Below are 12,811 nucleotides of genomic sequence, written 5' to 3'. Positions count from 1 at the left end.
TCGGTGCCCGTTCCGACGTCCGAGCGCTGGAAGCCGCTGCGCGCCGGGCTCGTCGACATGTTCTACTACGACGTCGAGGAGTTCCGGTTCCATGACGGGCGGCTGCTGCTGCGCGGCAACAACGGCACCGGGAAGTCGAAGGTGCTGGCGCTGACGCTGCCGTTCCTGCTGGACGGCGAGCTGTCCCCGCACCGGGTCGAGCCGGACGGCGACCGGCAGAAGCGGATGGAGTGGAACCTGCTGCTCGGCGGCAAGCACCCGCATCCGGAGAGGCTCGGCTACACGTGGCTGGAGTTCGGGCGCGTCCACCCGGATGGGACGCACGAGTACCGGACGCTGGGCTGCGGGCTGAAGGCGGTGAAGGACCGCGGCATCGTCCGGCACTGGTTCTTCGTCACCACGCGCCGCATCGGCGTCGACCTCGCCCTGGTCTCGGAGGGCGGCGTGTCGCTGACGAGGGAGAAGCTGCGTGAGGCCGTGGACGGCCACGGCATGGTCTACGACCGGGCGACCGACTACCGGCGGGCCGTGGACGAGGCGCTGTTCGGGCTGGGCGAGCACCGCTACGAGGCCCTGGTCAACCTGCTGATCCAGCTCAGGCAGCCGCAGCTGTCGAAGAAGCCGGACGAGCGGCTGCTGTCGCGTGCGCTGACCGAGGCGCTGCCGCCGCTCAGCCCCGCCCTGATCACGACGGTGGCGGAGGCGTTCCGGGGCCTGGACGAGGAACGGGACGCGCTGCGTGCCCTGGAGGAGGCGCACAAGGCCGCCACCGACTTCCTCGGGCACTACGTCCGGTATGCCCGGATCGCCGCGAAAAGGAAGGCCGCCGGGCCGCGCCTCACGCAGAGCAAGTACGAGCATCTGAACCGGGACCTCACCGAGGCGGAGGCGCGGTTCGCCGCAGCGGAGACCGACCTCGCGGAGACCGGCCGGCTGCTGGCCGATCTGGCTGCGGACAAGATCCGGCTTGACGCGCGCCGGCAAGCCCTGGAGGCCAGCCCGGAGATGCGCGACGCCAAGCGCATCGAGGAGATGGGCGAGGAGGCGCGACGCCGCGACGCGTACGCGACGCGCCTCGAACGCGACCGCGACGGCCTGTCCGGCGAGGCCGCGCGCAAGCAGTCCCGGGCCGAGACGACACGGACGCGGGCGGATGAGGCCGATGCGTCCTTCGGCACCGTCCGGGACCGTTCGGCGGCACTGGCGTCGGCCGCCGGATGCGGGTCCGCCCACGCGGAGGCCATGGCGGGCTGGGAGACCGATCCCGCCGGGGCGCGCCGCGTCACCGGTGCGCTGGCCGACGACCGGTCCCGCGCCCTCGCCGAACTGGACCGGCTGATGGCCGCGGTCACCGCCGCGCGGGCCCGGCTGGAGACCGCGACCGCCGAAGCGGAACGCCTGCGCGGCGAGTTGCAGGCGGCGGCCGAGCGGATCAGCGCGGCAGAGGCGCAGACCCGGGCCGGCGCGGCGGAACTGCTGGAGGAATACGTCGCCTACCTGGCGGGTCTGGACGAGATCCGGATGGACGACCCGGACGCGGTGCTGGCGAAGCTGGACGAATGGGCCCAGACCGCCGAGGGACGCAACCCGGCCGCGACCGCCGTGGACGACGCCGCCCGCGAGGCCACGGCGGCGCTCGGCGGCCGGGTCGCCGACGCGGAGTCGCGGCTGCGGGCCGAACACGCGGCCGAGACCTCGCTGCTGGAGGAGATCGAGCGGCTGGAGTCGGGCGGGCACGACGTCCCGCCCGCCCCGTACACGCGCATCGCCTCCCGCGAAGGCCGGCCGGGCGCTCCGCTGTGGAAGGTCGTCGACTTCACCGACGCCGTGCCGGACGACCACCGGGCCGGGCTGGAGGCCGCGCTGGAGGCGTCCGGCGTCCTGGACGCCTGGGTGACGCCGGACGGCACGCTCCTCAGCGCGGACGACACGTTCGTACTGACCGGCGAGCCCGTCCAGGGGCCGGCGTGCACGCTGCTGCTGCGTCCCGCGATCGACCGCGCCGACCCCGGAGCCGCCGCACTGTCCGACGACGCGGTGCACGCCGTCCTCGCCGGGCTGGGCCTCGGCCCGGGGGCGCGGACCTGGGTCGCGGTGGACGGCCGCTGGGCGAACGGCGTCCTCGGCGGCTCCTGGCACAAGGTCAGCGCCGACTTCATCGGGGAGGGCGCCCGCGAGGCGGCCCGCCGCACCCGCATCGCCCGGCTCCGCGCCGACCTCGCCGAGACCCGGTCCCGGATCGCGGCACTCGGCACGGAACTGGACGGGCTGGCGGAACGCCGGAAGGCGCTGACCGGCGAGCACCGGGCCGTCCCCCGCGACACCGCACTGCGCGAGGCCCACGTCCGGCTCGCCGGGGAGCACCGCAGGAGGCGGGAACTGGACGGTGAGCACACGAGCGCGCAGGAGATCGTGACACGCCGCCGCGCCGAGGTCACGGACGCGGCGGAACGGGCCGCCGAGTTCGCCTCCGACGTCGGCCTTCCGGACGGCGAACCAGAACTCGCGCGCGTGCGCGAGGCGGTCGGCGGCTACCGGCTGGCACTGGCCGAGCTATGGCCCGCCGCGCAGTCCCTGCTGTCGGCGCGGGAGGCGGCCCGGGACGCGGCCGAGGAGCTGACGCACGTCCGGGAGCGGCTCGGCGAGGCGGCGGAACGGGCCGCGGAGGCGCGCGGGCAGGCCGACGCCGCCGCCGAGGAGCACCGGGCGCTGCTGGAGACGGCGGGAGCCGCCGTCGACGAGCTGTTCCGGCGGCTGGAGGAGGTCAAGCAGTCGCTCGACGACCGGGACGGCGCCGAATCCCGGGCACGCGACCGGGAACGGTCGGCGCTGGAAGAGCGCGGCAAGGCCGAAGGGGCCCGCGACGGGCTGCACGAGCAGATCACCGAGGCGGCCGAGGTCCGGGACAAGGCGGTGGCGGAGTTCCGCGCGTTCGCCGCCACCGGCCTGCTGCCCGTCGCGCTGCCGGATCTCGACGTCCCCGACCCGTCCGAGGAGTGGGCGGCCAGCCGCGCCGTCCTCCTGGCCCGCGCCGTCAACACCGAACTCGACACGGTCGACGACGGCGACGGCCCGTGGGACCGCGTCCAGAAGAAGGTCACCGAGGAGCACAAGCTGCTGTCGGACGCGATGTCCCGGCATGGGCACTCGGTCGGCCTCACCCTCCGCGAAGGGATCATGGTCGTGGACGTGCTGTTCCAGGGCCGTACCCGCGACGTCCCCGGCCTGGCGGACGCGCTCGATGCGGAGACCGGGCACCGGGCGCACCTGCTGTCGGCCCGCGAACGGGAGATCCTGGAGAACCACCTGCTGAACGAGGTCGCCGGCACCCTCCAGGAGCTCATCGCCGCAGCCGAGGACGAGGTGCGCGAGATGAACACCGAACTGACGTCCCGCCCCACCTCCACCGGTATGCGGCTGCGGCTCGTCTGGAAGCCCGCGCGGGACGCTCCCGAGGGGCTCGACCGCGTCCGGGAGAAGCTGCGGCAGACCATCGACGCCTGGTCGGTCGACGACCGCGCCGCCGTCGGCCGGTTCCTGCAGGAGCAGATCGCCCGCGAGCACGCCGACAACCCGGCGTCCGGCTGGACCGAGCAGCTCACCCGCGCGCTGGACTACCGGTCCTGGCACGCGTTCACGATCCAGCGCCTCCAGGACGGCCAGTGGCGTCCCGCGACCGGCCCGGCGTCCGGCGGCGAACGCGTCCTCGCGGCCTCGGTCCCCCTGTTCGCCGCCGCGTCCGCGCACTACAAGTCGGCGGGCAACCCTCACGCGCCCCGCCTGGTCGCCCTGGACGAGGCGTTCGCGGGGGTGGACGACGACTCCCGCGCCAAATGCCTCGGCCTCCTCGCCACCTTCGACATGGACGTCGTCATGACGAGCGAACGCGAATGGGGCTGCTACCCGCAGGTGCCGGGCCTGTCCATCTGCCAGCTGTCGCGCCGGGACGGCATCGACGCCGTCCTGGTGACCCCGTGGCGATGGGACGGCCGCGAACGCACCCGCGCCGACCTGCCCGAACCCGAGCCCGCGTCCGGGCAGGCGGACATCTTCGGATGACGGACGACCGCCTGCGGCGCCTGCTGGGCGGGCCGGACACCGCCTGGCTCGTCCAGCGCGTCCGCTCCCGCCTGGAACGTGGCGGCTCCCCCACCGGCAAGGTCACCCTGCCCGAGGCGACCCCGTCCCAGCGGCGCGCGATCGAACTCCTCCTGGGCCGCCGCGCCGGTACCGGGACGTCCCTGTCGGTGTCGCTGGACGAGGTCGACCGCGTCCTGCGCACCAGCGGCGCGTCCCCGCACGGCCTCGCCGCAGCCGTCGAGTTCTTGGACGGCCCCGTCCGCGACCTGACCCGGGAGAACGCCGAGACCGCCGCCGCCTGGGCCTCGGCCTTCACCCCACTGGACGAGGCCGTCGCCTCCCGTCCCGAACTGGCCGAGTGGCGCGCCTGGCTGGACGCGACCGGCCTGGTCCGCCGCCTGACTTCCGGCCCCGCCGAAGCGGCCGAGATCCTCCATCACCTCGCAGCCGTGGTGAGGCGCCTCCCCTCCCCCGACATCCCCCTCGGCCGGTTCGCCGCGGAAACCGGCGGACACGCCCACGCCCTGGACGACGGCCCGCTCGCCACCCTCGCCCTCTCGTCCGCCCGCGCCCTCACCGGGCTCCCTTTCCCCTCTGACGGGGGCGCCGAGTCACGCCGCGAAACCTGGGCCATGGTCGGCGTGCATCTGGACGAACTGTCCTCCACCGTCCTGTGCCTCGGCCTCCTCGGCGATGCGGACACCCCCACCGGCAGAATGCTCGCCGCGATGCACGGCGAACCCGTGTCGCTCACCCTGCGCCAACTGCGCCGGCACGCCGCCCCCATGCGAAGCACCTTGGTCCGCATCTGCGAGAACCCCGTCGTAGTGGCCGCCGCAGCCGACGCCCTGGGACGGGACTGCCCTCCCCTGGTCTGCTGCAATGGCCGTCCATCCACAGCCGTGTGGCGCCTCCTGGAACTCCTCGCCGAAGGCGGCGCCGAGTTCGCCTACCACGGCGACTTCGACTGGGGCGGCGTGGCGATCGCCGCCGCCGTCCACGACCGCATCGGCTGGCGCTCCTGGCGCTACGACGCGGCCGCCTACCGCAAGGCGACCTCGGACACCCCCCTCACCGGCCGCCCGACCCCCACCCCCTGGGACCCGCCCCTGGCCACGGCGATGAAGGACCGCGCAGTCCGCGTGGAGGAAGAACAGGTCCTCACCGACCTCCTCACCGACCTGGCCTCCTGACTACGGAGCTCGACGTTGCGCCGGGACCGGTCCCGGGCGGGATGCGCGACATTGGCCTTGTCAACGGAAAGGAATCCCATGGCCCGGCCACCGCTCCTCGCCACCCTTGCCCTGCTCCCCGCTGCCGCGATGACGCTCGCGGCGTGCGGGAGCGACGACGCGAACCCCTCGGCGGCCAGGACGACTGCGTCCGCCAGTGCCACGCCGGCGGCCACGACCTCCGCGCCGCCCCCACCCCCCGCGGCCGAACCGCCGTCGATCGCCACGGCAGCGGACGGGAGGAAGCTGTCCGCCTGCAAGGACGGCGAATGCGAGGTCATCGTCGAGGAAGGGGACGTGCTCCGGTTCGGCGACGCGGTTCAGGCCGAGCCGGAGATCGACCGGCTGACGGTCGTCGGCATGGGCGAGGCAGGCCCGGTACTCGCGCTCCCCTCCGGCATGACCACCACCGCCAACGGCGGCATCGAGATCAACGGCGGGCTCAGCATCGAAAGCGGCGTGCCTGAGAAGGGCCGTGTCGCGATCAGGATCTCCCGGATCGGCTAGCCGGTTCAGGCGGTGAGGGTCAGGGACTCCAGGTCGCGGGCGTGGTGGGCGTGGCGGGTGGTCATGGTGCGGAACATCTCGTCGCCGCGGTCGGTTCGTTCGACGATCATGGAGGCGCCGATCGCCATGACGATGCCGTGGAAGGCGTGGCGGCGGTAGGCGTTCCAGCAGTCGTCCCAGGTGAGGGTGACGCCGCGGGCGGTGAGGGCCCGGTGGTAGCGCTCGACGAGTGCGTGTTCGTGGGTGCGGCGGGACTCGGTGGGGAGGCTGGAGCCGAGGAGGTAGGCGAGGTCGGCCGGACCCGGGCCGTAGGCGCAGGTCTGCCAGTCCAGGACGGCGGTGCGCGGCCCGCCGAACAGGAGGTTGTCGGCGCGGAAGTCGCCGTGGAAGAGGGTGGACGGGCCTTCCCGGTCGGCCAGGTAGGCGCCGATCGAGGGGAGGAAGTCCTCGATCAGGGTGAGGACGCCGGGGTCCAGGTCGGCGGCGTAGCGTTCCTTGAAGCCGTCGTACAGGCCGGTGACCATCGCGGCGGTGAAGGCGGCCGAGTCGGCGTCGTGGCGGTTGAGCCAGGGCAGGGCGGCGAGCGCGGGGTCGTTCCAGCCGGCGGCGTGCAGCGCGGCCATCTCGTCGATCGCGCCGGCGGCGTCCTCGGGGGTGATGCCGGCGAGCTGGTCGCCCGGCAGCGCGGGCGCGAGGTCCTCCAGGAGGACGGCGTACTCGTCCGGTTCGGGGTCGTAGGCGGCGAAGTAGCAGGCAGGGATGCCCGCGTCGAGACGGCCGGCGATCTCGGCGTAGAAGCTCGACTCGACCTCGTAGGTGCGGATGGCGCGGGCGGCGGCGCGGCTGGACGGGTCGGCGGCGGGGACCTTGGCGACCATGGTGGCCGGGAGGTCCGTGGGGCCGGCGTAGGTGAGGAAGAGGCGGAGGCTGTCGGACACCTGGCCGGTGCCGACGGGCTCGGTGCGGACGGCGGTGACCTTCGTGGCGAGGGCGTCGCTCAGCCAGGACGCCGTCAGGTCGCCGGCGCCGGAGACCGGTCGGGTCATGGGTTCTCCTGGACGAGATGGGACCAGCCGTGGTCCTGCCAGCCGGGGGGTTGGTGCCATTCCGTCCAGCCGTGGCCGGTGCGGCCGTCCTCGGTGTCGAAGCGGCACAGGGCGCGGGGAAAACGGGCGGGGCGGCCGTCGGGCGAGGTGACCGCGACGGGCGCGAAGGCCACCGGGGTCACGGTCGTGGGGGCGCCGGGGAAGCGCAGGCCGGAGCGGGCGGGCAGGCCGCCGGCGAAGGTCGTCTCGGCGGAGAAGCCGTCGCGGTGCTCGATCTCGCCGCCCGGCGGGACGGCGAAGCACGGCCAGGGGATCGGGAAGCCGATGTTGGCCTGCATGCCGTGGACGAAGGTGCCGTCGCCGAGGCGGCCGGACGTCCAGAGCCAGGACACCTTCCACCAGTCGCGTTCGCCCCAGCTGTGGTCGCGTTCCCCGTGGGCGTCGATCGCGAAGGTCTCTCCGCCGGCCGTGACGGTGCCGGAGACGGTGCACGGGATCTCGTAGCGCGGGATGTCCTTGTAGGGGTAGGCACCGCTGACCGTGTCCCATCGCAGGTCGAAGGTGAGGGGGGTCGTTTCGGCGGCGCCGTGCTCGCCGTAGGCGGCCGCGGGGTCGGGGAGTACCGAGGCCGTCGCGTCCAGGGTGATGAGGGCCGGGCCGAAGGGCTCGGTGATCCGCTGGGTCGCCGTGTAGGCGTCGGCGCGGACGTCGGCCGTGCCGGGCCCGGGGAGCGGTGCGTCGTTGTCGGCGACGAGGATGAGCGGACGGCCGGGGCGGACCAGCGCGGCCCAGTACCAGGCGCGGTCCCAGTTCGGGTACAGGCCGAGCCGCACGTAGCCCGCGATGGAGCCGTCCGGCGCGGCGAAGTCGAAGTAGTACGACTCGTTCCACAGCAGTTCCGGGCCAGGGTCGTGCAGGTCCTCGTCGACGGGTTCCAGGTGCCAGGTGCCGTGCTCGATGATCTTCGCCATGACCCCTCCGGCACACCCGAATCGGATTCTAGATCGCGATCCTAGCCCCGGTCCGGCCGCTTCGGCAGGGGTGCCGGCCGGAAGACTGCGCATCCGACGGAAAGTCAGCACGGCGGAAAGTATGATCACCCACAGACCGCGACAATCTCGGCATTGGAGGGTCCCATGGCCGGGCAGCCACAGATCGACTCGTCCGTCCCGCATTCGGCGCGCATCTGGAACTACTGGTTGGACGGCAAGGAGAACTACCCCGTCGACCGGGAGGTCGGCGACGAGTTCCTGCGGATCTTCCCGGGGCAGGCGGACATCGCCCGGCACTCGCGGGCCTTCCTCGGCCGCGCCGTCCGGTATCTGGCGGGCGAGGCCGGTATCCGGCAGTTCCTCGATGTGGGCACCGGGCTGCCGACGGTCGACAACACGCACGAGGTCGCGCAGCGGGCCGCGCCGGACGCGCGGATCGTGTACGTCGACAACGACCCGCTCGTCCTCACCCATGCCCGCGCGCTGCTCACCTCCTCGCCGGAGGGCGCCACCTCCTACATCGACGCCGACATCCGCGAGCCGGACGTGATCCTGGCCAAGGCCGCCGAGACGCTCGACTTCGGCCGCCCGGTCGCGCTGCTGCTGCTCGGCATCCTCGGGCACCTCACCGACGAGGAGGACCCGGAGGGCGTCCTCGCCCGGCTGGTGGCGCCGCTCGCGCCGGGCAGCCACGTGGTGATCAACGACGGCACCAACGTCTTCGGGATGCCGGGGGGGGACGGTGTGGACGACACCGCCCGCGCCCGCGCGATCGCCCGCTACGTCGAGGCGGGCGGCGTCGCCTACAACCTGCGCTCCCCCGACCGGATCGCCGGCTTCTTCACCGGCATGGACCTGGTGGAGCCGGGGGTCGTCACCGTGTCCCGATGGCGCACCGAGCCGTCCCCGTTCGCCGAACCACCCGAGCTCGACGCCTTCTGCGGCGTGGCGAGGATCCGCTAGCCCCCGAGCGGACGATCACGAAAGTCACTACATCGACGGCCACGGCCGCGCCGGTGACGGCACCGTGGACGTCCCGTCCACCCATCGGGAGGCGGTCGCGGTCGCCTCGGCGCGGTGATCGGGCGCGGCAGGTGACGCCGCATTCCCGGGGAACGCCGGCGGATCCGACTGGGCGGGACGCCGTGGCGGCGGCGGGCGGGAGAACCGTTACTCTACCAAACAGTTGTTAGAAAGAAGGGAGGCGAGATGGATCTCGAGTTCGGGCCGGCGGACGAGGCGTTCCGCGCCGAGGTGCGGGCATGGCTGCGCGAGCACGTCCCGGCGGAACCGCTGCCGTCGCTGGAGACCGAGGAGGGCTTCGCCGCGCACCGGGAGTGGGAGCGGGCGCTCGGCGCGGCACGGCTCGGGGTGGTCTCGTGGCCCGAGGAGTACGGCGGGCGCGGCGTCTCCGTCCTGCAGTGGCTGGTCTTCGAGGAGGAGTACTACGCGGCGGGCGCGCCGGGGCGGGTCAGCCAGAACGGCATCAACCTCCTCGCGCCGACGCTGCTGAAGCACGGCACGCCGGAGCAGCTCACCCGGATCCTGCCGCCGATGGCCGCCGGGGAGGTCATCTGGGCGCAGGCGTGGTCGGAGCCCGGCGCGGGCAGCGACCTGGCGGCGCTGCGCTCGACCGCCACCCGGACGGACGGCGGCTGGCTGCTGAACGGGCAGAAGACGTGGAGTTCCCGGGCGGCGTTCGCCGACCGCGGTTTCGGGCTGTTCCGCTCCGACCCGGAGTCGGCGCGGCACAAGGGGCTGACGTACCTGATGTTCCCGCTGGACGCGGAGGGCGTGACGGTCCGTCCGATCGGGCGGCTGGACGGCAAGCCCGCGTTCGCCGAACTGTTCCTCGACAAGGTGTTCGTCCCCGACGAGGACGTCATCGGGGCGGCCGGGGACGGGTGGCGCGTCGCGATGGCCACCGCCGGCAACGAGCGCGGCCTCACGCTGCGCAGCCCCGGCCGGTTCACGGCCGCGGCCGGGCGGCTCGTCGAGCTGTGGCGGGAGCGCGCCGACCCGTCCGACACGGCGCTGCGCGACCGGGTCGCCGACATCTGGATCAGGTCGCGGGCCTACCGGCTCAAGGGCTTCGAGACGATCTCGCGGAGCGAGGACGTCGGGTCCGAGTCGAGCCTCAACAAGATCTACTGGTCGGAGCTGGACGTGGCGCTGCACGAGACGGCCCTCGACCTGCTCGGCGCGGACGGCGAGCTGGAGTCGGAGTGGCTGGAGAACTACGTGTTCTCGCTCGCCGGCCCGATCTACGCGGGCACCAACGAGATCCAGCGCAACGTGATCGCCGAGCGGCTGCTCGGCCTGCCGAGGGGGTCCCGGTGAAGTTCGTTCTCTCCGCCGAGCAGCGGATGTTCGGCGAGACCCTGCGCAAGCTCCTCGCCGAGACCGGCACCGCCAAGATCGTCCGCGCCTGGGCCGCGGGGGACACCGGTCCGGGGCGCGCGCTGTGGTCGTCGGTCGCCGAGGCCGGCGTGTTCGCGGTGGCCGTCCCCGAGACGCACGGCGGCGCCGGCCTCCTGCCGGTCGAGCTGGTCGTCGCCGTCGAGGAGCTGGGACGCGCCGCCGCGCCCGGCCCCTACGTCGAGACACTCGCCGCCGCCGAACTGCTGGGCGACTCCCCCTGGCTCTCCCGGATCGCGGAAGGGGAGGCGATCGTGTCGATGGCCGTCCCGCACGCGCTGGACGCCGACGTCGCCGACCTGGTCCTCACCGCGGACGGCACCGAACGCGAGACCGGAGAGCGCCTCACCTCCCTCGACCCGGCCCGGCGGCTCTTCCGCGTCGAGGGCGGCGGCGGGTTCACCGGATTCGGTGCGCTGCTGTGCGCGGCGCAGCAGGTCGGGGTCGGGCAGGCGCTGCTGGACGTGTCCGTGGAATACGCCAAGACGCGTGAGCAGTTCGGCCGCCCGATCGGCGAATACCAGGCGATCAAGCACCATCTGGCGAGCGCGCTGGTCGAGCTGGAGTTCGCCCGCCCGCTCCTGTACGGGGCGGCGCTGTCATACGGGACGCCGGACTTCGCGCGGGACGTGTCGGCCGCGAAGGCCGCCGCGTCCGAGGCGTCCTACGGGCTGGCGAAGACCGCCCTGCAGGTGCACGGCGCGATCGGCTACACCGACGAGTACGACCCGTCGCTGTGGATCCGCAAGGCGCGGGCCCTGTACTCGGCGTGGGGCTCACCGTCCGAGCACAGGGCGCGCGTCATGTCCGGTCTGTGAGTTCCGCCGCGTCTTTGAGCTCGACGCGGCGGACCTTGCCGGACGCGGTCTTCGGGAGGTCGTCCACGAAGACGATCTCCCGGGGGACCTTGAAGTTGGCGAGCAGTTCCCGGCAGTGCGCGATGAGGTCCTCGGCCGTGGCCTCCCGCTCCGGGCGCAGCCGGACGTAGGCGCGGCCCACCTCGCCCATCCGGGCGTCGGGGACGCCGACGACACCGGACTCGGCGACGGCGTCGTGGCGTGCGAGGACGTCCTCGACCTCGGCCGGGTACACGTTGAACCCGCCGACGACGAACATCTCCTTCGTCCGGCCGGTGATGGCGAGGTTGCCGCGCTCGTCCAGGCGTCCGCGGTCGCCGGTGTCGAGCCAGCCGTCGCGGACGGCCTCGGCCGTGGCCTCCGGGTCGTCCAGGTACCCGGCCATCACGTTGTAGCCGCGGACGAGGACCTCGCCGTCCGTGCCCGCCGGGACCCGCTCGCCCTTCTCGTCGACGATGGCGACCTCGACGTCCGCGATCGGCCTGCCGCAGGTGGTGGCTATGGTCTCGGCGTCGTCGTCCAGCGAGCACGCGGTCACCGTGCCGGACGACTCCGTCAGCCCGTACGCGGTGACGACCTGCGGGAACAGTTCGGCCTTGATCCGCTGCACCAGCGCGACGGGCACGTCCGCCGCGCCGGTCACGGCCAGCCGCAGGGACGACAGGTCGCGCTCGTCGCGGCCGGGGGCGTCCAGCAGCGACGTGTAGATCGTCGGCGGGCCGGGCAGGACGGTGATCTTCTCCTGCTCGATCAGCCGCAGTGTCTCCGGGACGTCGAAGGTCCGCTGGAGCACCATCGTGGCGCCTTTCAGCACGCACGCCAGCACGCCCGCCTTGTAGCCGAACGAGTGGAACATCGGGTTGACGATGAGGTACCGGTCGCCGGCCCTGACGCCCGTCCGTCCCGTCCACGCGTTGTAGGTGCGGACGTTCTGCTCGTGGGTGCACATGACGCCCTTGGGACGCCCGGTCGTCCCGGACGTGAACAGGATGTCGGCGACGTCCCCGGGCTTGACGGCCGCCGCCCGGGCGTCGGCCTCCTCTTCCGAGGCGGCCCTGCCCGCGAACTCGTCCCAGGTGATGACGCCCGGCCGCGCCGCCCCGTTGAACGTGACGACCGCCTCCAGTTCGGGCAACCCGGGGATCGTGCCCGCCTCGTCCAGGCCGAGCATGGCCGGGTAGTCGATGCCGAGGAACCCGTCCTCGACGAACAGCATCTTCACCTGCGCCTTGGACAGCGGCCACCGGGCCTCGTCCCCCTTGAACCGGGTGTTGAGCGGCACGAGCGTCGCCCCCGCACCCAGGGCGCCCAGCACGGTGACGATCCACGACAGGCTGTTCGGCGCCCAGATCGCGATGCGGTCCCCCGGCCCGACGCCGGCGCCGATGAACGCGCCCGTCGCCTCGCGCACCCGATTCCGCAACTCCGCGTAGGTCACCCGGACGTCTCCGTCCACGACGGCCTCCATGTCCGGAGACTCCTCGGCGGCCCGCGCCAGCACTCCCGCGATCGTCAGCTCGCTCATAACCCTCCATAGTGGCCACCGCGCGCCCGTATGGGCCACACCGTCCCGCTCATCGGTACCGCCCCGGCGGACCATCCGGCGGCTGGGGCCGGACCCGGACGAATAACGTGAAGTTCGTTCAGTTTCAGGCGGGACCGGGCATATAGCAGGCACC

General features: G+C 73.2%; 9 protein-coding genes. 6 read left to right on the top strand and 3 right to left on the bottom strand.

Annotated elements, in window-relative coordinates:
- Positions 1 to 3 precede the first annotated feature (3 nt).
- From ACGFK0_RS05640 to ACGFK0_RS05630, 3 genes are all read left to right on the top strand, one after another.
- A complete protein-coding gene (locus ACGFK0_RS05640; RefSeq protein WP_392900631.1) occupies positions 4 to 4,059 on the top strand; it encodes a TIGR02680 family protein in 4,056 nt (1,351 codons plus the stop codon).
- A complete protein-coding gene (locus tag ACGFK0_RS05635; RefSeq protein WP_392900628.1) occupies positions 4,056 to 5,273 on the top strand; it encodes a TIGR02679 family protein in 1,218 nt (405 codons plus the stop codon). The genes ACGFK0_RS05640 and ACGFK0_RS05635 overlap by 4 nt, the downstream gene beginning before the upstream one ends.
- 78 nt (positions 5,274 to 5,351) lie before the next feature.
- Positions 5,352 to 5,819, top strand: coding sequence for a hypothetical protein (locus ACGFK0_RS05630; protein WP_392900625.1), 468 nt, complete (start codon positions 5,352 to 5,354; stop codon positions 5,817 to 5,819).
- A 5-nt stretch (positions 5,820 to 5,824) separates the two neighbouring features.
- Here ACGFK0_RS05630 and ACGFK0_RS05625 read toward each other — a convergent pair whose 3' ends face one another.
- Positions 5,825 to 6,865 (bottom strand): phosphotransferase, encoded by a 1,041-nt coding sequence (locus ACGFK0_RS05625; protein WP_392900622.1) that lies wholly within the window; start codon positions 6,863 to 6,865, stop codon positions 5,825 to 5,827.
- Positions 6,862 to 7,836 carry a hypothetical protein gene (locus ACGFK0_RS05620; RefSeq protein ID WP_392900620.1) on the bottom strand — a complete coding sequence of 325 codons (975 nt, stop codon included), beginning with the start codon at positions 7,834 to 7,836 and terminating at the stop codon, positions 6,862 to 6,864. Before ACGFK0_RS05620 ends, ACGFK0_RS05625 begins: the two co-directional genes overlap by 4 nt.
- Before the next feature lie 165 nt (positions 7,837 to 8,001).
- On the opposite strand from ACGFK0_RS05620, the gene ACGFK0_RS05615 reads away from it, so the two are divergent.
- The 3 genes from ACGFK0_RS05615 (at position 8,002) to ACGFK0_RS05605 (ending at position 11,093) form a co-directional block, all read left to right on the top strand.
- A complete protein-coding gene (locus ACGFK0_RS05615) occupies positions 8,002 to 8,820 on the top strand; it encodes an SAM-dependent methyltransferase (RefSeq protein WP_392900619.1) in 819 nt (272 codons plus the stop codon).
- Between the two features lie 246 nt (positions 8,821 to 9,066).
- Positions 9,067 to 10,197 carry an acyl-CoA dehydrogenase family protein gene (locus ACGFK0_RS05610; RefSeq protein ID WP_392900616.1) on the top strand — a complete coding sequence of 377 codons (1,131 nt, stop codon included), beginning with the start codon at positions 9,067 to 9,069 and terminating at the stop codon, positions 10,195 to 10,197.
- Positions 10,194 to 11,093, top strand: coding sequence for an acyl-CoA dehydrogenase family protein (locus ACGFK0_RS05605; protein WP_392900613.1), 900 nt, complete (start codon positions 10,194 to 10,196; stop codon positions 11,091 to 11,093). The genes ACGFK0_RS05610 and ACGFK0_RS05605 overlap by 4 nt, the downstream gene beginning before the upstream one ends.
- On the opposite strand, the gene ACGFK0_RS05600 is transcribed toward ACGFK0_RS05605, so the two are convergent.
- On the bottom strand, positions 11,077 to 12,657 hold the full coding sequence (locus ACGFK0_RS05600; RefSeq protein WP_392900610.1) for a FadD3 family acyl-CoA ligase: 1,581 nt from the start codon (positions 12,655 to 12,657) through the stop codon (positions 11,077 to 11,079). The two genes, ACGFK0_RS05605 and ACGFK0_RS05600, sit on opposite strands and share 17 nt — an antisense overlap.
- Positions 12,658 to 12,811 lie beyond the last annotated feature (154 nt).

Origin of the sequence: Spirillospora sp. NPDC048823 (genome assembly GCF_043198445.1) — a bacterium.
In the GTDB taxonomy this organism is placed as follows: Bacteria; Actinomycetota; Actinomycetes; order Streptosporangiales; family Streptosporangiaceae; genus Spirillospora.
This window is presented reverse-complemented; position numbering and strand designations above follow the sequence as displayed.

Bases quoted from the DNA above. Each gene is read 5' to 3' on its own strand.
- ACGFK0_RS05630 (WP_392900625.1), top strand. From the start codon at position 5,352: ATGGCCCGGCCACCGCTCCTCGCCACCCTTGCCCTGCTCCCCGCTGCC.
- ACGFK0_RS05600 (WP_392900610.1), bottom strand. From the start codon at position 12,657: ATGAGCGAGCTGACGATCGCGGGAGTGCTGGCGCGGGCCGCCGAGGAG.
- ACGFK0_RS05635 (WP_392900628.1), top strand. From the start codon at position 4,056: ATGACGGACGACCGCCTGCGGCGCCTGCTGGGCGGGCCGGACACCGCC.
- ACGFK0_RS05610 (WP_392900616.1), top strand. From the start codon at position 9,067: ATGGATCTCGAGTTCGGGCCGGCGGACGAGGCGTTCCGCGCCGAGGTG.
- ACGFK0_RS05615 (WP_392900619.1), top strand. From the start codon at position 8,002: ATGGCCGGGCAGCCACAGATCGACTCGTCCGTCCCGCATTCGGCGCGC.
- ACGFK0_RS05620 (WP_392900620.1), bottom strand. From the start codon at position 7,836: ATGGCGAAGATCATCGAGCACGGCACCTGGCACCTGGAACCCGTCGAC.
- ACGFK0_RS05625 (WP_392900622.1), bottom strand. From the start codon at position 6,865: ATGACCCGACCGGTCTCCGGCGCCGGCGACCTGACGGCGTCCTGGCTG.